Source organism: Streptomyces sp. NPDC027663, from assembly GCF_055566415.1.
Genome location: NZ_JBVHSK010000008.1, coordinates 183,387 through 204,161 on the forward strand (window position 1 = coordinate 183,387; position 20,775 = coordinate 204,161).

A 20,775-nucleotide genomic window follows, 5' to 3' on the forward strand; every position below is an offset into this window, starting at 1 on the left:
CGCGTCCGCAAGGCGGGGCCGACGGGACATACTCGGGGGGTGACCGACACCGCCCCCACCGCACCCCGGGCGCCCGCGCCGTACGACGCCGTCGTGCTGGCCGGCGGTGCCGCGCGGCGGCTCGGCGGCGCCGACAAGCCCGGCGTCCGGATCGGGGGCCGCGCGCTGCTCGACCGGGTGCTGGCTGCCTGCGCCGGCGCCCGGACGACGGTCGTCGTGGCCGCACCCCGGCCCACCGCCCGGCCGGTGCGCTGGGCGCGCGAGGAGCCGCCCGGCGGCGGCCCGGTCGCCGCGCTGGACGCCGGCCTGCGGCTCGCCACCGCCGGGCACACCGTGGTCCTCTCCGCCGACCTGCCCTTCCTCGGACCGGTCACGCTCCAGCGGCTGCTGACCGCCCTTCAGGACCCGGACTGCGACGGTGCGCTGCTCACCGACGGCGACGGCCGCGACCAGCCGCTCGTCGCCGCTTACCGCACCGCCTCGCTGCGCCGCGAGCTGACCGCCCTCGCCGCCGCGCACGACGGCCTCACCGGGCTGCCCCTGCGCCGGCTCACCGGTGCCCTCCGCCTCACCCGTGTCCCGGATCCGCTCGCGTCCTTCGACTGCGACACCTGGGACGACATCGCCGACGCCAGGGCACGCATCAGGGAGCATGGGCACGTGTTGGATGAATGGATCTCCGCAGTCAAGGACGAGCTGGGCATCGACCTGGACGTCGACACCGGCGCCCTGCTCGACCTGGCCCGGGACGCCGCACACGGCGTGGCCCGGCCCGCAGCCCCGCTGACCACCTTCCTGGTCGGTTACGCCGCGGCCCAGGGCAAGGGCGGCCCCGAGGCCGTCGCCGAGGCCACTCGCAGAGCCACCGCGCTGGCCCTGCGGTGGGAAGAGGAGAGCAACGGGGGCAAGGACGACAGCAGCGGGGGCCCGAGCGCCCCGGACGCCGGATGACCGCCCCCGGCGCCCGGGCCCGGGTACCCGCCGAGGACACCGACGACCTCGATGTCGAGGAGGCCCTGGCACTGGTGAGGGACGCGCACAGGGAAACCCGGGACGACGGAGCGGACGACGGCACGGGCCAGGTGCCCGGCCCCGCCGCGCAGGCACCCGGTGAGCGGTCCGCCGAGCGGCACAAGGCCACCCCATGGCCCCAGGCCCGCGAGACCGCCGCCCGCGCCGCGCGCTCCCGTGCCCGCCGCGCCCCCGTCTCGATGCCGCTCGGCGAGGCCCTCGGGCTGGTCCTGGCCACCCCCCTGCACGCGCTCACCGACCTGCCCTCCTTCGACACCTCCGCGATGGACGGCTGGGCCGTCGCCGGTCCCGGCCCCTGGCAGGTCCGGGAGGAGGGGGTGCTCGCCGGGCACGCCCAGCCCGAACCGCTCACCGACGGCGAGGCGGTCCGTATCGCCACCGGCGCCCGCATCCCCGCCGACACCACCGCCGTCCTGCGCACCGAGCATGGCCGTACCGACTCCCAGGGCCGGCTCCACGCCACCCGCGACATGCTCCACGGCCAGGACATCCGCCCCCGCGGCCAGGAGTGCCGCATGGGCGACCAGTTGCTGCCCGTCGGCACCCTGGTCACCCCCGCGGTCCTGGGCCTCGCCGCCGCGGCCGGCTACGACACCGTCACCGCCGTGCCCCGCCCCCGCGTCGAAGTCCTCGTCCTCGGCGACGAATTGCTGACCGAGGGCCTGCCCCACGACGGGCTGATCCGGGACGCGCTGGGCCCCATGCTGCCGCCCTGGCTGCGCGCCCTGGGCGCCGACGTCGTCGCCGTACGCCGGATCGGTGACGATGCCCGGGCGCTCCACAAGGCGGTCACCGGCTCTTCCGCCGACCTGATCGTCACCACGGGCGGCACCGCGGCCGGACCCGTCGACCACGTCCACCCGACCCTGGCACGCATCGGCGCCGAACTCCTCGTCGACGGCGTCAAGGTACGCCCCGGCCATCCCATGCTGCTGGCCCGCACCAAGGACGACCAGCACCTCGTCGGGCTGCCCGGCAACCCCCTCGCCGCCGTCTCCGGCCTGCTCACCCTCGCCGAGCCGCTGCTGCGGACCCTCGCAGCCCACCCCGCCCCCGAGCCGTACACCCTGCCGCTGCAGGACGCGGTGCAGGGGCATCCGTACGACACCCGGCTCATCCCGGTGGTGCTGCGCGGCGACCGTGCCGTACCGCTGCACTACAACGGCCCGGCCATGCTGCGCGGCATCGCCGCCGCCGACGCGCTGGCCGTCGTACCGCCAGGCGGGGCCCGGCAGGGCGAGGAGACGGAACTGCTGGACCTGCCTTGGGCGACCGCCGGAATCGGGGTGTGTTTCACGTGAAACTTCCGGGCCATGACGCCATCGCCCGCCGGGCGGGCGAGCATCTGGTGACCCATCAGGTGAAGCTCCCGAGGAAAGTGGTGGAGCGCCCGGTCCGCCAGGTCGTCAAACGGCTGGTCATGGCCCTGGTGGTGCTGGTCGCCACCGCACTGGTCGTCTACGCCGACCGCGACGGCTACCACGACAACGCCCCCGACGGCTCCGTCGACCTGCTGGACGCGTTCTACTACGCGACCGTCACCCTCTCCACCACCGGATACGGCGACATCACCCCGGTCAGCGCCGCCGCCCGGCTCACCAACATCTTCGTGATCACACCCCTGCGCGTGCTGTTCCTGATCATCCTGGTCGGTACCACGCTGGAGATCCTCACCGAACGCACCCGTGAGGAATGGCGCCTGAACCGCTGGAGGTCCACGTTGCGCGACCACACCGTCGTCATCGGCTTCGGCACGAAGGGGCGGTCGGCCATCCAGACCGTCTGCGTGACCGGGCTGAAGAAGGAGCAGGTGGTCGTGGTCGACCCCAGCTCGAAGGTGATCGACGCGGCGAACGCCGAGGGCTACGCCGGGGTCATAGGCGACGCCACCCGCAGCGACGTGCTCAAACGGGCCGAGGTGCACAAGGCCCGGCAGATCATCGTCGCCCCCCAGCGCGACGACACCGCCGTCCTGGTCACGCTGACCGCCCGCCAGCTCAACCGCAGCGCCAAGATCGTGGCGGCGGTGCGCGAGGAGGAGAACGCCCCGCTGCTCAAGCAGTCCGGCGCCGACGCGGTGATCACCAGTTCCGCCGCGGCCGGCCGGCTGCTCGGGCTCTCCGTGCTCAGCCCCGCCGCCGGCATGGTCATGGAGGACCTGATCCAGCAGGGCAGCGGGCTGGACCTCGTCGAGCGGCCGGTGGTGCGCGCCGAGGTGGGCAAGAAGCCGCGCGAGACGGACGACCTGGTGGTGAGCGTCGTCCGCGGGCACCGGGTGCTCGGATACGACGATCCGTCCGTCGGCACCCTCCAGCTGACGGACCGGCTCATCACCATCGTCCGCGCCACCCCTGGTGCCCAGGTCACCCCGGACATCCGCCCCATGTCGCGCGAGTGACCGGCCGCCCGGGGAGTAGCGTCACCGGCATGCATGCGATCACGATTCCCGAACCTGGTGGTCCCGAGGCGCTGGTGTGGGACGAGGTCCCCGATCCGGTGCCCGGCGAGGGCGAAGTGCTGGTCGAAGTGGTGGCCAGCGCCGTCAACCGTGCCGACGTCCTGCAGCGGCAGGGCTTCTACAACCCGCCGCCCGGTGCCTCCCCGTATCCCGGCCTGGAATGCTCCGGCAGGATCGTCGCGCTCGGCTCCGGGGTGTCCGGCTGGGCCGTCGGCGACGAGGTGTGCGCGCTGCTCGCGGGCGGCGGCTATGCCGAGAAGGTCGCCGTACCGGCCGGACAGCTGCTGCCCGTGCCCGAGGGCGTCGGTCTGGAGCAGGCGGCGGCACTGCCCGAGGTGGTCTGCACGGTCTGGTCCAACGTGTTCATGGTTGCCCATCTGCGCCCCGGCGAGACCCTGCTGGTGCACGGCGGCTCCAGCGGCATCGGCACCATGGCGATCCAGCTCGCCAAGGCCGTCGGCGTCAAGGTGGCGGTGACCGCCGGCACGAAGGAGAAGCTGGAGCGCTGCGCCGAACTCGGCGCGGACGTGCTCATCAACTACCGCGAGCAGGACTTCGTCGCCGAGATCAAGCAGGCCACCGACGGAGCGGGGGCCGACGTCATCCTCGACAACATGGGCGCCAAGTACCTGGACCGCAACGTGCAGGCCCTGGCCGTCAACGGGCGTCTCGCGATCATCGGTATGCAAGGTGGCGTCAAGGGCGAGCTGAACATCGGAATGCTGCTGAGCAAGCGGGCCGCCATCAGCGCGACCTCGCTGCGTGCCCGCCCCCTGGAGGAGAAGGCGGCCATCGTCGCCGCCGTACGCGAGCACGTGTGGCCGCTGTTCGCCGGGGGCCATGTCCGCCCGGTGGTGGACCGCGCTCTGCCGATGCCGCAGGCGGCCGAGGGGCACCGCCTGGTGGAGGAGAGCGGCCACATCGGCAAGGTGCTGCTGGTGGCGCCGTAGCGCGGGGCGCGCCGGACCCTGAGGGGAGAGGCTCGCCGCACCGGTGCGCATGGCCGGCCTCGGCTTGAGCCGGTCGGTTCTGCTGTCGTTTCGCGGTCGTTTCCGCGGTCATTTCTGCGGTCGTTTCCGCGGTCAGGTCTTGCGGAGTCTCAGACCGAGGAGGGCCAGGCCGAGGCCCAAACCTATGAGGACCAGGCCGCTGCCCAGCGGGAGGATGCGCAGGACGGGTTCCGTGGCGGTCTCGTTCTGCTGGGCCGCCTGCCGGCCCGCGGGTTGTGCCGGGGGCTTCGCGGGGTCGAGGCCGGCCTCCTCGGGTGGCTGGGAAGCCGCCGGCGTCTCCGCGGTCTCCGGCTCCTCCGGCTGTACGGCGGCGGTGGCGGGAACGGGGTCGTCGTCGCCCTCGACCTCGGCTGCGGGCCCGTCCGGCCGTCCCGGCCGCATCCGTCCCTCACCGGCCCTGCTGCCCGCCCGGGAGGGCTCGGCGGCGGCGACGGAGGCGTAGGGGCGGACCGACGCCGAGGCGGAGTCGGACGGCATGGGAACCGCGGCGGGCGAGTCCTGCTGCGCGCGGTCGGCGAAGGCCGAGGGCCCCTGGCCCGGGCGGCCGCGGCCGGGGTGTCCCTGTTCCGGCTGTCCGCGCTGCGGGGCGGCGTCGTCCCGCGCGGTGGGTCCCTGCTGGTCCCGGTGCCCCGTGGCGGACTCCCGGACGGGGTCCGCCTCGGTGGCGTGCGCGGGTGTGGTGCCGTACGCGACGGTGGTGCCGTACGCGGGCGGGGCTGCCGCCGCGAGGACGAGCAGCAGTCCGATGCAGCGCGGTGTGAGTCGTAGGCATGGAGCCACGTCGGCGACCTCCCGGAGCCAGGTGCCATGACGGATGGAAAACCGACGGAAATAAGCCTCACATTCGTCAATCAATCAGGCATTCCGGATTGGGCCGTCGGGTCTAAACGGTGGATCAGCCCCACGAGGGGGCACCACGGTGATGAGGTGGTGGCGTGCGAGAGAATGGCGGCATGGAGATGCCGAGGAACGAACGGTCGCCGGAGAATCCCCAGATCCTCGTCGTGGGTCAGGACGGGATGGCGCTCGGCGGCGGCGGGGACGAGGACTCCCGCGAGACCCCGGTGACGGAGCAGGTGGAGCAGCCGGCCAAGGTCATGCGCATCGGCAGCATGATCAAACAGCTTCTGGAGGAGGTGCGCGCAGCTCCCCTGGACGAGGCCAGCCGGGTGCGGTTGAAGGAGATCCACGCCAGCTCGGTGAAGGAGCTGGAGGACGGGCTCGCCCCGGAGCTGGTCGAGGAACTGGAACGGCTCTCCCTGCCCTTCACCGATGACGTGACCCCGAGCGACGCGGAACTGCGGATCGCCCAGGCACAGTTGGTGGGCTGGCTGGAAGGCCTCTTCCACGGGATCCAGACGACGCTGTTCGCCCAGCAGATGGCCGCGCGCGCCCAGCTGGAGCAGATGCGCCGCGCGCTCCCGCCGGGCGTCTCCGGTCTGGAGGGCGCGGACGATCACCACGCGGGCGGTCGCTCGGGCGGCCCGTACCTCTAAGCCGCCTCCCCGACCCGTCGGAAGGCGACGAGGTCAGAAGCCAACAGGCCATGACAAACGAAGGGCCCGGCGGTCACCCGCCGGGCCCTCACTGCGTCTGCCGCCGCTTCACCGGGTCGGCCACCGCATCACTGCGTCTGCCGCCGCTTCACCGGATCGGCCACCGCATCACTGGTCGGCCACCCCATCACTGCGTCTGCCGCCGCATCACGGCGTCCGCCACCGCATCACTGCGGCGGATTGCCCGTCGACACGCTCAGCTCGATGCTGCCCACGTCATCCGGGTCGACATCGGTGCCCGGCTGGGGGAACTGCTTCAGCACGGCCCCGTCGGGCCACGTGTTGTCGTCCTCGTCGTCGATGTTCCACTTCCAGCCCGCCGCCTGCATGCACTCCTTCACCGAAGTGATGTCCTTGTACCGGAAGTCGGGCATCTCGACCTTGTCCGGGTCGGTGTACGACTCCCGCGGCTCGCTGCACTCGTCCTTGTCGATCTTCCGGCTGTGGTCCGGCTCGCGGTAGCCCGCCCGGTGGGACGAGGACGCCGAGGCGCTCGAGCCACCGCTGCCCTTGGTGTCCTCCCCGGCGTTCTTCAGCGTCAGCGCGACGATCACGCCGACGATGACGACGGCCGCCACCGCGACCGAACCGACGACCACCGGCCTGCTCTTCGAGCCCCCGCCGGCGGGCCGGCCGGGCTGCTGCGGCGAGATGGTGTACGGCGGTGGGGTCGGGGCGGTGCCCTGCGGGCCGTAGCCCACCGGAGGCGGCGTCTGGTAGCCACCCTGCTGCGGGTAGCCGTAGGCCGGGGCGGGCGTGTGGGGCACGGGCGTCTGATGCTGGGGCGTCTGGTGCCCGTACGGGTTGGGGGCCGGAGCCGGCTGGTACGGCGTCTGCACCGGTCCGGGCGGCGCCGGGGTCGTCCGGTCGACCGGCGGGAACACCGCGGAGCCGACGCCCGAGCCGCTCTGCACCGGCCCGGCGCCCGGCACGATGCTCGGCGGGGCCGCCTGGACGGAGGCCGCGACGCGCAGGCACTCGTCGCGCATGGCCTCGGCGGTCGGGAAACGCTCGTTCGGGTTCTTCTTCAGCGCGCGGGCGACCAGCGCGTCCACCGCGGGCGGCAGCGAGCGGTTGACCGAGGAGGGCGCCACCGGCTCCTCCTGCACATGCGCGTACGCGATCGCGAGCGGCGAGTCCGCGTCGAACGGCAGCCTTCCGGTGACCAGCTGGAACAGCATGATGCCGACCGAGTACAGATCGGAGCGCGCGTCCACGCCCCGGCCCAGGGCCTGCTCGGGCGAGAGGTACTGCGGGGTGCCGACGACCATGCCGGTCTGGGTCATCGAGGTGACGCCGGACTGCATGGCGCGGGCGATGCCGAAGTCCATGACCTTGACCACGCCCCGCTTGGTCACCATCACGTTGCCCGGCTTGATGTCCCGGTGGACCAGCCCCATCTCGTGGCTGATCTCCAGGGCCGCGAGCACATCGGCGGTGACCTTCAGCGCCTTGTCGGCGGGCATCGCGCCGTACTGGCGGATGTCCTCCTCCAGAACCGAGCCCAGCGGCCGGCCCTCGACGAACTCCATGACGATGTACGGCGTCGCCAGGCCGCCCAGATCGTCCTCGCCCGTGTCGAAGACGGAGACGATGTTGGTGTGCGTGAGCTTGGCCACGGCCTGTGCCTCGCGGCGGAAGCGCTCGCGGAAGGCCTGTTCCCGGCCGAGTTCGGTGTGCAGGGTCTTGATCGCGACCTGGCGGTCCAGCACCGCGTCGTACGCCAGGTGCACCGAGGCCATGCCGCCCTCGCCCAGCAAGTCGCGCAGCTGGTAGCGTCCACCGGCCAGCGCCTGCCCCGCGTACCGGCCGTGTGCGCCGTCCTGGCTCATCTCTCCGCGTCCCCCACTGGCCGTACGGCGCCGTCAGCCGGCGGACAGGCCTTGATCGCATTGTGTGATTCCCGGCCAAGTCTGCCCCAGGGCACCGACACGTCAAGCTCGGTGCCCGTTCCGTGACCGTACGCGAAAGAAGCGTCGCGCAAGCGTTACAGGGGCCGTACGACCGGCACACAGAATTTGCACGACAGCGCGTGCTAGGGGTTTCATGACCGGTCCGTCTCGGGTCGGTCCCGGATCCGGTTCCGGACCGGTGGCGCCCGCGGAGGCTGTAGCGTGGCCGACGGAGACCGTGACAACACCGCGCGCACCGCGGGCAGAAACGACGGCGAGGACTGATGGCACAGCAGCAGCGCTCTCAGGGCCCGTCCGACCCCGAGGCGACTGGCGGCGGAATGTCGGATGTGCCGGAGATGTGGGGCAACGGCGGGCTCGTCGGTGACGGCCGGTACCGGCTCACCCACCGGCTCGGCCGGGGCGGCATGGCCGAGGTGTTCGCGGCGGAGGACGTCCGCCTGGGCCGCACGGTCGCGGTCAAGCTGCTCCGCGCGGACCTGGCCGAGGACCCCGTCTCCAAGGCCCGTTTCACGCGTGAGGCACAGTCGGTCGCCGGTCTCAACCACCATGCGATCGTCGCCGTGTACGACTCCGGCGAGGATGTGGTGGGCGGCCAGTCCGTGCCGTACATCGTGATGGAGCTGGTCGAGGGCCGTACCATCCGCGACCTGCTGATGAACGCCGAGGCGCCGGGCCCCGAGCAGGCCCTGATCATCGTCTCCGGCGTCCTGGAGGCGCTCGCCTACTCGCACCAGCACGGCATCGTGCACCGTGACATCAAGCCGGCCAACGTCATCATCACCCACGGCGGTGCCGTCAAGGTGATGGACTTCGGCATCGCCCGCGCCCTGCACGGCGCGTCCACGACGATGACGCAGACCGGCATGGTCATGGGAACCCCGCAGTACCTCTCCCCGGAGCAGGCGCTCGGCAAGGCCGTCGACCACCGTTCCGACCTGTACGCGACCGGCTGCCTGCTGTACGAACTTCTCGCCCTGCGGCCGCCGTTCACCGGTGAGACCCCGCTGTCGGTGGTCTACCAGCACGTCCAGGACATCCCGACCCCGCCCTCCGGGCACTCCGACGGCTGCCCGCCGGAGCTGGACGGCCTGGTCATGCGCTCGCTCGCCAAGGAACCCGACGACCGGTTCCAGACGGCCGAGGAGATGCGCGGCATGGTCCAGTACGGCCTGCAGATGCTGTACGACCAGGGCGGTCACACCGGCACCTGGAACACCGGCCCGGTGGAGGCGCACGACGGCCGGCACACCCCGGCGGGCGGCTTCGCCGGCACGACCGTCATGCCGCACCCCACGGACGCCTCGGGCACCACGCAGATCCCGCAGCCGATCCTGCCGACGGGCTACGGCAACGGTGACGACGGCGGCTTCGAGGGCCACGGCAACAAGGGCAGCGGGCGCGGCAAGCTGTGGATCCTCGCCGTTCTCGCGGTCATCGCGATCACGGCGGGCGTGGCGCTGGCGCTCAAGAACGCGGGCGGCAACGGCGGCAACGGCACCGACACCAAGCCGACGACCACGCACTCCAAGAACACCAAGGAGAAGTCGCCCTCCGCGAGCAAGCCGTCCGACAAGGACACCGGCGCGCCCTCGGACCCCGCCCCGGGCACCGGCGGCTCGGACACGGGTACCGGATCCAACTGGCCCCCGGCGACCACCCCGTCGTACAGCCAGTCGCAGTCGGCCCCCTCGACCCCGAGCGGCGATGCCTCGCCCCCCGAGACCTCGCCGTCGCCGCCCACGGACCCGACGGACGGCGGCACCGACGCCGGCACCGACGACGGTGGCACGGACGCGGGTACCGCCGACGGTGGCACGGACGCGGGTACCGGCGACGCCGGCACCACCGAGGGGACCACGATCGAGGGCGCCACGGGCGACACCGCCGGTTGAAGGACACCTACGGTGACCGGACCGGCGTCACCCTGAAGTGACGCCGGCCGCTCACTGCACGAACGCGTCGCACACCGCGTCGTACTCGCGGCTCCACCAGACCGCGAGCGCCGACGCGGCCGGGAACTGGCAGTCCGCGCGCGTGTCACCGCGCTCGTAGTGCCAGCGCAGCATCCAGAAGTCGTTCAGCCGTTCCCACCACACCCGGTGCACGGCCGCCGCCAGCTCCGAGGGCGTGGCGCCGGCCGCGCGCCGGTACGCGCGGGCGTAGGCGCGCACTTTCGGCAGGTCCAGGGTCCCGCCGGGCTGTACGAAGAAGATCACGGCGGCGCGTACGGCCTCCTCCGCGCGCGGCTGCACGCCGAGCCGGTCCCAGTCCACGATCGCGGCCGGGGCATCGTCCTTGTAGAGCAGGTTGAACGGGTGGAAGTCGCCGTGCACCCAGCCCACCGAGCCGCCGCGCGGCGGGCGCCGGCCGGCGTGCTGCTCCAGCAGCGCGCGGCGCTCCAGCAGCCGGTGCCGGGCCAGCTCGTCGAAGGCATCGGCCGGGCGGTGCCGGCGCACATGGCCGAGCAGGTCCTCGATGAGGGCGAAGGTGTCGGCCGGGTCGGCGCTCTCCACGGGATGCGGGCCGGCCGCCGGGCGGGTGCGCCCCTTGGGTGGCATCACGCGCTCCAGGCAGGCGTGTACGGCCCCCAGAAGCGCCCCGAGGCGTGCGCTCTCACCGCGGGTGAGCTGGCCGCCGTGACGGTGTCTGCCGTCGATCCAGGGGTGCAGCGCGTACGCGTGGCCGCCGACGACGGCGACCGTACGGCCCTCGCGGTGCGCGAGCGGCGGGGCGACCGGGACGCCGAGGTCGGCGAGACGCTGGGTGGCCCGGTGCCGGCGTTCGATGGCGGCCGGGTCGGCGGTGTCCGGGTCGAAGTGGTGCTTGAGGAAATAACGGCCACGCGTGGTGGACACCCGGTAGCCGCGGTTGAGCAGCCCCTGGTCGACCGGCTCACAGGTGAGGGCGGTACCCGCGGCGTACAGGGGCAGCAGGGTGCCCAGAGGGGGCGCGTGGGGTACGAGGGGTGGTACACAAGAGCGCGGCACGCCGCAGATGCTAGGGCACGCGCAGCCCCTGTGAGCTGGGCGTTGTCACACGCAGTCGCCGATGGTCGCTTTCGGTCACACAGTGGGCTTTTCCGCCTGCATGCGGGTGACAAAGGCCCCGCACGGGAAGCCGTGCGTGCCGGATTTCGTAGGCCGGCCGGAGGGGTAATTCTTGATCGTCTTTCCGGTGGGATGCAGCTGTTCGCCGATCTGCCGATTGATCAGTCCTTCGCCGATCAGTTCGAGAATTGTGCGTTCCCGGCCGGTGGGCCGGGCCTTTCCGCCGTCGGTGTGCGGCCGCCGCCGTACCGGCCTCGACGACCACCTCGATGACCGGCTCGGCGGAGAGCGTCACGTGGACGCCACGCCGGACGACTTCGTGGTCATCGAGCAGAAATAGCCTGATTTTTGCCCCTACGTATACGAGGTACGTCTCACATGCAACTCTTCCCGTGACCTGGGTGGGCGGGATAACGTGCGTTTGCTCCGGGCGGCCGCAAGGCTGTGACCAGCGCGCTTCCCCGTCCACCGCATTTACTTGGAAATCCAAGCAAAATCGCAGGTCAAACGGGGTTTCACAGAAATGTGGAGCACTGGGTAACGTAATGGTTGCAGGGCGCTCGCCGGGGCACCTGTCACGCCTGTTCCCGGCCGAGTGGCACCCACCCCGTGCCCGGTGGTCGAAACAGGTGAGCCGCACTGGCCTACCGGCAACCCCGGGGGCCGGAACGACGGAGGAGCACACGTGACCGTGGAGAGCAGTGCCGCGCGCAAGCCGCGACGCACCGCCGCAGGCAAGGCCGGCACCACCGGTGAGACGACCGGAGCCACCGGCACCAAGCGCACCACCCGCAGCACCGCCAGGAAGAGCACCGAGCCCGAACTCGTGCAGCTCCTCACGCCGGAGGGCAAGCGGGTCAAGAACGCCGAGTACGACGCCTACGTTGCCGGCATCACCCCCGATGAGCTCCGCGGCCTCTACCGCGACATGGTGCTCACCCGGCGCTTCGACGCCGAGGCCACCGCCCTGCAGCGCCAGGGCGAGCTGGGCCTGTGGGCCTCCCTGCTGGGCCAGGAAGCCGCCCAGATCGGCTCGGGCCGGGCCCTGCGCCACGACGACTACGTCTTCCCGACCTACCGCGAGCACGGCGTCGCCTGGTGCCGCGACGTCGACCCGACCAACCTGCTCGGCATGTTCCGCGGCGTGAACAACGGCGGCTGGGACCCGAACAGCAACAACTTCCACCTGTACACGATCGTCATCGGCTCGCAGGCCCTGCACGCCACCGGCTACGCGATGGGCGTGGCCAAGGACGGCGCGGACTCGGCGGTCATCGCCTACTTCGGCGACGGCGCCTCGAGCCAGGGCGACGTCGCCGAATCGTTCACCTTCTCCGCGGTCTACAACGCCCCGGTGGTGTTCTTCTGCCAGAACAACCAGTGGGCGATCTCCGAGCCCACCGAGAAGCAGACCCGGGTGCCGCTGTACCAGCGCGCCCAGGGCTACGGCTTCCCCGGCGTCCGCGTCGACGGCAACGACGTGCTGGCCTGCCTCGCGGTCACCAAGTGGGCCCTGGAGCGCGCCCGCAGCGGCGAGGGCCCCACCCTCGTGGAGGCGTTCACGTACCGCATGGGCGCCCACACCACCTCCGACGACCCCACCCGCTACCGGGGCGACGAGGAGCGGCTGGCCTGGGAGGCGAAGGACCCGATCCTGCGCCTGCGCCGGTACCTGGAGGCGTCGAACCACGCGGACGAGGGGTTCTTCGCGGAACTCGAGACCGAGTCCGAGACGTTGGGCAGGCGAGTGCGCGAAGCGGTCCGCGCCATGCCCGACCCGGACCACTTCGCCATCTTCGAGAACGTGTACGCGGACGGGCACGCGCTCGTCGACGAGGAGCGAGCCCAGTTCGCCGCCTACCAGGCGTCGTTCGCGGACGCAGAAGGGGGTCACTGAGATGGCCGAGAAGATGGCGATGGCCAAGGCCATCAACGAGTCGCTGCGCCGCGCCCTGGACACCGACCCCAAGGTCCTGGTCATGGGCGAGGACGTCGGCAAGCTCGGCGGCGTCTTCCGCGTCACGGACGGCCTGCAGAAGGACTTCGGCGAGAGCCGGGTCATCGACACCCCGCTCGCCGAGTCCGGCATCGTCGGCACCGCGATCGGCCTGGCCCTGCGCGGCTACCGCCCGGTGGTGGAGATCCAGTTCGACGGCTTCGTCTTCCCGGCCTACGACCAGATCGTCACCCAGCTCGCCAAGATGCACGCCCGCTCGCTGGGCAAGGTCAAGCTGCCGGTCGTCATCCGCATCCCCTACGGCGGCGGCATCGGCGCGGTCGAGCACCACTCCGAGTCCCCCGAGGCGCTGTTCGCGCACGTGGCCGGCCTGAAGATCGTCAGCCCGTCCGACGCCTCCGACGCGTACTGGATGATGCAGCAGGCCATCCAGAGCGACGACCCGGTGATCTACTTCGAGCCCAAGCGGCGCTACTGGGACAAGGCCGAGGTCGACCCCGAGGCGATCCCCGCCCCGCTGCACAAGGCGCGCGTGGTCCGCGAGGGCACCGACCTCACCCTGGCGGCCTACGGCCCGATGGTGAAGCTGTGCCAGGAGGTCGCGGCAGCGGCGGCCGAGGAGGGCAAGTCCCTGGAGGTCCTGGACCTGCGCTCGGTCAGCCCCCTCGACTTCGACGCCGTCCAGGCCTCGGTGGAGAAGACCCGCCGCCTGGTCGTGGTCCACGAGGCACCGGTGTTCTTCGGCTCCGGCGCGGAGATCGCCGCGAGGATCACCGAGCGCTGCTTCTACCACCTGGAGGCACCGGTCCTGCGGGTCGGCGGCTACCACGCCCCGTACCCGCCGGCCCGCCTGGAGGAGGAGTACCTGCCGGACCTGGACCGCGTGCTCGACGCCGTCGACCGCTCGCTGGCGTACTGAGGAGAGGGTCGTGACGACGATGACGGAAGCGTCCGTACGCGAGTTCAAGATGCCCGACGTGGGCGAGGGACTCACCGAGGCCGAGATCCTCAAGTGGTACGTCCAGCCGGGTGACACGGTCACCGACGGCCAGGTGGTCTGCGAGGTGGAGACCGCCAAGGCGGCGGTGGAACTCCCCATCCCCTACGACGGCGTGGTCCGTGCGCTGCACTTCCCCGAGGGCACCACGGTGGACGTGGGCACGGCCATCATCGCCGTGGCCGTGGCCGGCGGTGCCGCGCCGGAGGCTCCCGCGGAGCAGCCGAAGCCGGTGGCCGAGGAGCCCGAGGCCAAGCCGGAGGGCCGCCAGCCGGTCCTGGTGGGCTACGGCGTGGCGACCTCGTCCACCAAGCGCCGCCCGCGCAAGGGCCCCGAGGTGTCCGTCCCGGTGCCCGCCCAGGCGATCCAGACCGAGCTGAACGGCCACGGCGGCCCGGTCGCCGGGAAGGCGCGCCCGCTGGCCAAGCCGCCGGTGCGCAAGCTGGCCAAGGATCTCGGCGTCGACCTGACCGCGATCACGCCGTCCGGCCCGGACGGCGTCATCACGCGCGACGACGTCCACGCGGCGGCCCGCCCCACGGCGGCCGAGCCGGCGGCCCCGGCCGCGGCGGCCCCCGTGGCCGTGGCACCGGTGGCGTCGTACGACACCGAGCGCGAGACCCGCATCCCGGTCAAGGGCGTCCGCAAGGCGACCGCGCAGGCGATGGTCGGGTCGGCGTTCACGGCGCCGCACGTCACCGAGTTCGTGACGGTGGACGTGACCCGCACGATGAAGCTGGTCGAGGAACTCAAGCAGGACAAGGAGTTCCAGGGGCTGCGGGTCAACCCGCTGCTGCTGATCTCCAAGGCCCTGCTGGTCGCCATCAAGCGCAACCCGGACGTCAACGCGTCCTGGGACGAGGCCAGCCAGGAGATCGTCCTCAAGCGCTACGTCAACCTGGGCATCGCGGCGGCCACCCCCCGTGGGCTGATCGTCCCGAACATCAAGGACGCGCACGCCAAGACGCTTCCGCAGCTCGCCGAGTCGCTGGGCGAACTGGTGACGACGGCCCGGGATGGCAAGACCTCCCCGGCGGCGATGCAGGGCGGCACGGTGACCATCACCAACGTCGGCGTCTTCGGCGTCGACACCGGCACACCGATCCTCAACCCCGGCGAGTCCGCGATCCTCGCGGTCGGCGCGATCAAGCTCCAGCCGTGGGTCCACAAGGGCAAGGTGAAGCCGCGTCAGGTGATGACGCTCGCCCTCTCCTTCGACCACCGCCTGGTGGACGGGGAGCTGGGCTCCAAGGTGCTGGCCGACGTGGCGGCGGTCCTGGAGCAGCCGAAGCGGCTGATCACCTGGGCGTGAGGGCACTCGCCGGGTAGTCTCGGTGCAGGAGGGGACGGCCGCAATTTTGGCTTGCGACCGCCCCCTCCCTCTCTTTCACCCCTGACTGAGCACGTACACCGGCGCCCCGTCCTCCGTACCGCCCCGCGAGCGGATGCAGGCGTGCTTGCGCAGCAGGCGGAGGCATTCGTTGACGCGGTGCACCGAGAGTCCCGTGCGGGCCGCAACGGCCTCCAGCGGTTCGCGCAACTCGCCCTTGTCGACGAGGATCGGGACGATCACCACGGCCACCGTCCACACGTCCTGCGTCACGGACAGTCGCTGCCGCCAGTCGGCCAGAACGGACTCCGTGGTGGTCGACGGCATGAGAGGGACGCTGGGCGCCCGGCGTTCCAGGACGAGGGCATCGAGCCGGTCCGCGATGTGTTCCAGGGCCCGGACCATGGCCTGATGCACGGCGAGCGTGGCCTTCTGCGTCGCCAGGGTTTCCCGCTGCACGGCCAGCGTCTCCCGCTGGACGGCCAGCATGTCCTGCTGCAGTCCGATGGATTCGCGCTGCCCGTTCGCCAGTTCCTCGTCCAGTTGGAGGTTGTGCGCCTCGAGCCGGACGATGGCCTCGGCGACCTGCTCCGGCATGGCGTATGCGATCGGCGCGCCCGGTTCGGTCGGCTGCACCTCAGCCTCTTCGAGAGTGTAAGAACCCTCCCGCTGGACGGTTTCGATGACTTCGGCGGCCCATTGTCTGAAGGGGGCGCAGGAGGCTTTGGTGCAGGCTTGGACGAGGAGGATGAGACCCTGCAGAGAGATGACATTCAGGTCTCGGCGCCACTCCCTACCTGCGGGAATGCTGAGACCGTAACCTCCAGTTAGGGTCTCGAGAGACTCTCGATGGTCTGTCGGCACATGGTCGGAGAGTGCCTTCTGCGGGTTGGTGTGCCCGAGTTCCTTGCAGACATCCACAGCCGGAAACCAATGGCTCCCGTCCGGCATCGTCAGCCGACGGACACGCGCTCCGGTCGCCGCATACACGAAATCGCTGACGTCGATCGCGTTGTGCCGGCCGACGGCATCGGGCTGCTTCTTGGGTTCGTTCATGTGAACCACCTCCGCAGCGGAACGTAGAGCGGAGGAAATCGAATATGCCAACTGCAAGGGGGATATTCACGATTGCGGGGGAACCTCGCCAATTCCCCTGCCGATGAGGCCGGGTGTGTGGATAGGGCGCGCGACCGTCGCCGCAGCTGTCGGCAGGCACCAGCTCCCTTGACGCGGGCGCGGTCCCCGGGCCGGGCAAGGCGAAGGGCCCGTCGCCGGGTGCGACAGGCCCTTTCGGCCCGGGAGAGCGTGGCGTCAGCCGAGCTTGGTGAAGCCGTAGCCGAGGAGCTTCTTCGCGTCCGCCTCGCGCTGGGCGATGGAGCTGGAGGCGAGGACGGTGCCGATGACCGTCTTGCCGTTCCGGGTCGCGGCGAAGACCAGGCAGTACTTGGCCTCCGGGCCGGAGCCGGTCTTCACGCCGATGGTGCCGCTGTAGCTGCTGAGAAGACCGTTGGTGTTCTTCCACGCGGCCATGGTGCGGGTGCCGCCCGACTTGGTCTCCGTCTTCGCGGTGTACGACTTCGTCTTGACGATCGTGCGGAACGTGGAGCTCTTCATCGCGCTGCTGGCGATCTTCGTGAGGTCGCGCGGCGTCGAGTAGTTGGAGCCGTTGCCGATGCCGTCGAAGGAGTCGAAGTGGGTGTTCTTCAGGTTCAGGCTCTTGGCGGCGCTGTTCATCTTGCCGATGAAGGACTTCACGCGTGCGTCGACGGTGGAGCCGGAGCCGAACTTGTCGGCGAGCGCGTAGGCGGCGTCACAGCCGGACGGCAGCATCAGACCGTACAGGAGCTGGCGTACGGTGACCTTGTCGCCGACGATCAGGTGCGCCTGGGAGGCGTTGTTCCTGACGACGTAGTCGCTGTAGATCTTCTTGATCGTGACTGTGCTGTCGAGGTTGAGGTTCGACTGCGCGAGTACGACCTTGGCCGTCATGATCTTGGTGGTGGAGCCCGTGGACCGCTTGGTGTCGGCCGCCTTGGTGTACAGCGTCGAGCCGTTCGCGTTGTTCATCGCGTAGCCGCCCTTGGCCACGATCGAGGGCGTGGTGACGGCCTGCGCGGGCGCCGTGGTGAGGGCACCGGTGGCGAGCAGCGCGCCGGAGGTGACGGCGACCGCGGCGGCTCTGCGGAGGCGGGTGCCCTTAATGCCGGTAATCAAAGTGATATACCCCGAATGTCTTGAATGCCCCTTGAGCGCGGCCCAGTTGAGGTGGCATGGGGGAGGGGGCCGCGCATGTGTGACACGTAAGTAGCACAGAAGGTTGTGCAGGCGCTGGGAGGGTCCTCGTCGCGTCCGGATGATGGACGGAACTGTCACTTGCGTACGTGTTGTATCTATCCTGTCGGCATGAAGATGGCCGTCGAGCAGCCCACCCCGCAGTCCCTCAAGCCGCCGCCCGCTGCCGACCGCGTGTACGCCCACGTCAAGCAGGGCGTGCTCGACCGTCGTTATGAGGGCGGCACCCTGCTCACCGAGGGCGAGCTGGCCGAGGCCGTCGGGGTGTCGCGCACGCCCGTCCGGGAGGCGCTGCTGCGGCTGGAGGCCGAGGGTCTGATCCGGCTCTACCCGAAGAAGGGCGCCCTGGTCCTGCCCGTCTCCGCGCAGGAGATCGCCGACGTGGTGGAGACCCGGCTGCTGGTCGAGGAGCACGCGGCCCGCAAGGCCGTACCCGCCCCGCCGGGCCTGCTGGAGCGGCTGACCGAGCTGCTGGAACAGCAGAAGGCGCAGGCCGCCGCCGGTGACCTGGCCGCCGCCGCGGTCACCGACCGCTGTTTCCACGCCGAGATCGTGCGCAGCGGGGGCAACGAGATCCTCTCCCGGCTCTACGACCAGCTGCGCGACCGCCAGCTGCGGATGGGCGTCGCCGTGATGCACTCGCACCCCGACCGGATCGCCAAGACGCTCGCCGAGCACGAGGAGATCCTGGAGGCGCTGCGTGCCGGGGACGCGGAGGCGGCCGTCGGCGTGGTGCACCGGCATGTGAGCTGGTTCTCCCACCTCGCCCGGGGTGAGGTCCGATGAGCGCTCCGGTGCGCAACGCCACCCTTCCGGGTGATCCGCCGGGCGGACGCCGGGCCGTGGGCGTGTGGTCCGTGGGCGTCGCGGTCTACTTCGTCGCCGTCATCTTCCGTACGTCGCTGGGAGTGGCCGGGCTCGACGCAGCCGGCCGTTTCCATGTGAACGCCTCCGCCCTGTCGACGTTCTCCATCCTGCAGCTGCTGGTCTACGCGGGCATGCAGATACCCGTCGGCCTGCTGGTCGACCGGCTCGGCACCAAGAAGGTGCTGACCATCGGGGCGGTGCTGTTCACCGCCGGGCAGCTGGGCTTCGCCTTCTCCCCGTCGTACGGCACCGCGCTCGCCTCCCGGGCCCTGCTGGGCTGCGGCGACGCGATGACCTTCATCAGTGTGCTGCGGCTCGGCACCCGCTGGTTCCCGGCCCGGCGCGGGCCGCTGGTCGCGCAGCTCGCGGGGCTGGTCGGCATGGCGGGCAACCTGGTCTCCACCCTGGTCCTGGCCCGGCTGCTGCACGGCATCGGCTGGACGCCGGCGTTCGCGGGAAGCGCGCTGGCGGGCGCGGTCGTCCTCGTCATGACCCTGTTGTTCCTGAAGGACCACCCCGAGGGGTACGAGCCGGAGCCCTCCCCGCACCAGGGCGCGGCCTATGTGCGCCGGCAGATCGCGGCGGCCTGGCGGGAGCCCGGCACTCGGCTGGGGATGTGGGTGCACTTCACCACCCAGTTCCCGGCGATGGTGTTTCTGCTGCTGTGGGGTCTGCCGTTCCTGGTGCAGGCACAGGGGCTCGGCCGGGCCACCGCCGGTGACCTGCTCACCCTCGTCGTCCTGTCCAACATGGTGATCGGGCTCGTCTACGGCCAGATCGTCGCCCGGCACCATGCGGCCCGGCTGCCGCTGGCGCTCGGCACGGTGGGGGCGAGCGGGCTGCTGTGGGCGGTGACGCTGGCGTGGCCGGGGGAGCATGCGCCGATGTGGCTGCTGGTGGTGCTGTGCGCGGTGCTCGGGGCGTGCGGGCCGGCGTCCATGATCGGCTTCGACTTCGCGCGGCCGGCCAACCCGCCCGAGCGACAGGGAACGGCGTCCGGCATCACCAACATGGGCGGGTTCATCGCCTCCATGACGACGCTGTTCGCCGTCGGTGTGCTGCTGGACGCCACCGGGGACGACTACACCGTGGCCTTCTCGGTGGTGTTCGTGCTGCAGGTGCTCGGTGTGAGCCAGATACTGCGGTTGCGGGGGCGGGCGGCTCGGCGGGAGCGGGAGCGGTTGGTGGCGAGCCGGGTGGAGACGGTGCACGTGCCGGTGGTCTGAGCCGGGTTTTCCTGCCCGCGCACCGCCCGTTTCCTGTTGGCCGGGAGGCTGGACGACCCGCGGGGGTGCTCGCCGTCGGCGGCTCGCCCCCCCGTGAACCGGCGGACGCGCTTCTCGTCCGTCTCGTCGTGTGGTCGGATCCGGGGTGGTCTGCGGGCCTGTCGCTACGGCGTCACCGCGAAATTGCGCAGGATGGCTGCCGCAAGGTCCTGGTCGCCCTCTGTCTTCACCCGGTCCGTCACCGACTCGGGGGTCACCCGGCCGCAGGCCAGGCGGACGTAGGTCTCCCAGTCGAGGGTGAGGGCGGCGGCGGGGCCGAGGGCGGGGGCCGTCTCCAGGGTGCCGCGGCCCTGGATGTCGACGCGGACCGTGCGCAGGAACTCGACCGGGCCGTGCACGTCGAACACGACCGCCGAGCTGCGCGGGGCCCCCGCGTCCTTCGCGACGACCTTGGGCAGCGCCTCCAGCAGGAAGTCCCGGGTGATGTGCGCCCCGGGCGAGTCCAGGTTGCCGGGGCGGCCGAGGGCCGTGCGCAGGTCCTGCTCGTGCACCCATACGTCGAACGCCCGCATGCGGTAGGACCGTTCCAGGGTGACCTCGCTGCCCAGCACGCCGCGGACCATGGTGCCAGGCTCACGGGACTCGTTGCGCAGCTGGCGGTTGCGGCGGATGACCGTGTACTCCAGCTCGGCCGTCATCTCCGGCGCCGTGTGGTGGCGGCGGACGTCGACCTGCATCTCCATGTAGCGCTGGTGCTCGGTGGCGACGTGGAACAGGTCGCGCGGCAGGGCGTGGATGGGGCGCGGATCGCCGAGCATCTCGCAGTCCAGGCCGATGACATGGGACACGATGTCCCGCACCGACCAGCCGGGACAGGGCGTCCGCCGGTTCCACTCGCCCTCGACGAGCGACTGCACCATCTCGGATATCGCTTCGATGGAGTGCGTCCAGGCGTCGGCGTAGGGCTGGAGGGTGGGATGCAGACTCACGAACGGGACCCCTCGGCGGTCGGTACACGGGCAGGTGGTGGCGGCGTTGCCAGCGGGCGGCGGCTACACGGCGGCGGGTGTCTTGAAACGCTAAGTTA

General features: G+C 71.3%; 17 protein-coding genes and 1 pseudogene. 11 read left to right on the top strand and 7 right to left on the bottom strand.

The genetic code is table 11. From position 1 onward, the window contains the following. Positions 1-39 precede the first annotated feature (39 nt). Genes ACZ4SF_RS22550 through ACZ4SF_RS22565 form a run of 4 tightly spaced genes read left to right on the top strand, consistent with a single transcriptional unit; the run spans position 40 to position 4,440 of the window. A complete protein-coding gene (locus ACZ4SF_RS22550) occupies positions 40-951 on the top strand; it encodes an NTP transferase domain-containing protein (RefSeq protein ID WP_468387224.1) in 912 nt (303 codons plus the stop codon). Then, positions 948-2,333, top strand: a complete 1,386-nt coding sequence (locus tag ACZ4SF_RS22555) for a molybdopterin molybdotransferase MoeA (protein WP_468387227.1) — start codon at positions 948-950, stop codon at positions 2,331-2,333. Before ACZ4SF_RS22550 ends, ACZ4SF_RS22555 begins: the two co-directional genes overlap by 4 nt. Continuing rightward, positions 2,330-3,430 (top strand): potassium channel family protein, encoded by a 1,101-nt coding sequence (locus ACZ4SF_RS22560; protein WP_468387230.1) that lies wholly within the window; start codon positions 2,330-2,332, stop codon positions 3,428-3,430. Before ACZ4SF_RS22555 ends, ACZ4SF_RS22560 begins: the two co-directional genes overlap by 4 nt. Before the next feature lie 29 nt (positions 3,431-3,459). Then, the gene (locus ACZ4SF_RS22565; protein ID WP_468387233.1) at positions 3,460-4,440 is read left to right on the top strand and encodes an NAD(P)H-quinone oxidoreductase; all 981 of its coding nucleotides are present in this window, start codon (positions 3,460-3,462) and stop codon (positions 4,438-4,440) included. Between the two features lie 132 nt (positions 4,441-4,572). On the opposite strand, the gene ACZ4SF_RS22570 is transcribed toward ACZ4SF_RS22565, so the two are convergent. Further along, complete coding sequence (locus tag ACZ4SF_RS22570; RefSeq protein ID WP_468387236.1) at positions 4,573-5,280, bottom strand: hypothetical protein; 708 nt, start codon at positions 5,278-5,280, stop codon at positions 4,573-4,575. A gap of 173 nt (positions 5,281-5,453) precedes the next feature. Here ACZ4SF_RS22570 and ACZ4SF_RS22575 point away from each other — a divergent pair, with 173 nt between their 5' ends. After that, the gene (locus ACZ4SF_RS22575) at positions 5,454-5,996 is read left to right on the top strand and encodes a bacterial proteasome activator family protein (RefSeq protein ID WP_468387239.1); all 543 of its coding nucleotides are present in this window, start codon (positions 5,454-5,456) and stop codon (positions 5,994-5,996) included. 227 nt (positions 5,997-6,223) lie between these two features. On the opposite strand, the gene ACZ4SF_RS22580 is transcribed toward ACZ4SF_RS22575, so the two are convergent. Further along, positions 6,224-7,888 (bottom strand): protein kinase domain-containing protein, encoded by a 1,665-nt coding sequence (locus tag ACZ4SF_RS22580; RefSeq protein ID WP_468387242.1) that lies wholly within the window; start codon positions 7,886-7,888, stop codon positions 6,224-6,226. A gap of 344 nt (positions 7,889-8,232) precedes the next feature. Between ACZ4SF_RS22580 and ACZ4SF_RS22585 the strand changes: the two genes are divergently transcribed. Next, positions 8,233-9,864, top strand: coding sequence for a protein kinase domain-containing protein (locus ACZ4SF_RS22585; RefSeq protein ID WP_468387245.1), 1,632 nt, complete (start codon positions 8,233-8,235; stop codon positions 9,862-9,864). 51 nt (positions 9,865-9,915) lie between these two features. On the opposite strand, the gene ACZ4SF_RS22590 is transcribed toward ACZ4SF_RS22585, so the two are convergent. Both ACZ4SF_RS22590 and ACZ4SF_RS22595 read right to left on the bottom strand, forming a co-directional pair. Next, the gene (locus tag ACZ4SF_RS22590) at positions 9,916-10,959 is read right to left on the bottom strand and encodes a phosphotransferase (protein WP_468387247.1); all 1,044 of its coding nucleotides are present in this window, start codon (positions 10,957-10,959) and stop codon (positions 9,916-9,918) included. A gap of 75 nt (positions 10,960-11,034) precedes the next feature. Beyond that, a pseudogene (locus ACZ4SF_RS22595) lies at positions 11,035-11,365 on the bottom strand (response regulator transcription factor). Positions 11,366-11,704: 339 nt separating this feature from the next. On the opposite strand from ACZ4SF_RS22595, the gene pdhA reads away from it, so the two are divergent. From pdhA to ACZ4SF_RS22610, 3 genes are read left to right on the top strand one after another with little or no spacing between them, the layout of a single operon-like run. Further along, a complete protein-coding gene (gene pdhA / locus ACZ4SF_RS22600; protein ID WP_468387250.1) occupies positions 11,705-12,916 on the top strand; it encodes a pyruvate dehydrogenase (acetyl-transferring) E1 component subunit alpha in 1,212 nt (403 codons plus the stop codon). 1 nt (position 12,917) lies between these two features. Beyond that, entirely contained in the window at positions 12,918-13,895 is a 978-nt protein-coding gene (locus ACZ4SF_RS22605) for an alpha-ketoacid dehydrogenase subunit beta (protein WP_468387252.1), read from the top strand. Between the two features lie 10 nt (positions 13,896-13,905). Next, a complete protein-coding gene (locus ACZ4SF_RS22610) occupies positions 13,906-15,285 on the top strand; it encodes a dihydrolipoamide acetyltransferase family protein (protein WP_468387255.1) in 1,380 nt (459 codons plus the stop codon). Positions 15,286-15,360: 75 nt separating this feature from the next. Here the strand turns inward: ACZ4SF_RS22610 and ACZ4SF_RS22615 are convergent, their stop codons facing one another. Together ACZ4SF_RS22615 and ACZ4SF_RS22620 are read right to left on the bottom strand one after the other, a co-directional pair. Continuing rightward, complete coding sequence (locus tag ACZ4SF_RS22615; protein WP_468387258.1) at positions 15,361-16,359, bottom strand: BRO-N domain-containing protein; 999 nt, start codon at positions 16,357-16,359, stop codon at positions 15,361-15,363. Between the two features lie 255 nt (positions 16,360-16,614). Next, positions 16,615-17,517, bottom strand: a complete 903-nt coding sequence (locus ACZ4SF_RS22620; RefSeq protein WP_468387261.1) for a D-alanyl-D-alanine carboxypeptidase family protein — start codon at positions 17,515-17,517, stop codon at positions 16,615-16,617. A 189-nt stretch (positions 17,518-17,706) separates the two neighbouring features. Here ACZ4SF_RS22620 and ACZ4SF_RS22625 point away from each other — a divergent pair, with 189 nt between their 5' ends. Together ACZ4SF_RS22625 and ACZ4SF_RS22630 are read left to right on the top strand one after the other, a co-directional pair. Then, a complete protein-coding gene (locus ACZ4SF_RS22625; RefSeq protein ID WP_468387264.1) occupies positions 17,707-18,381 on the top strand; it encodes a GntR family transcriptional regulator in 675 nt (224 codons plus the stop codon). Next, on the top strand, positions 18,378-19,688 hold the full coding sequence (locus ACZ4SF_RS22630; RefSeq protein ID WP_468387267.1) for an MFS transporter: 1,311 nt from the start codon (positions 18,378-18,380) through the stop codon (positions 19,686-19,688). The genes ACZ4SF_RS22625 and ACZ4SF_RS22630 overlap by 4 nt, the downstream gene beginning before the upstream one ends. A gap of 164 nt (positions 19,689-19,852) precedes the next feature. Here ACZ4SF_RS22630 and ACZ4SF_RS22635 read toward each other — a convergent pair whose 3' ends face one another. Further along, entirely contained in the window at positions 19,853-20,677 is an 825-nt protein-coding gene (locus ACZ4SF_RS22635) for a maleylpyruvate isomerase family mycothiol-dependent enzyme (RefSeq protein WP_468387270.1), read from the bottom strand. Positions 20,678-20,775: the final 98 nt, after the last annotated feature.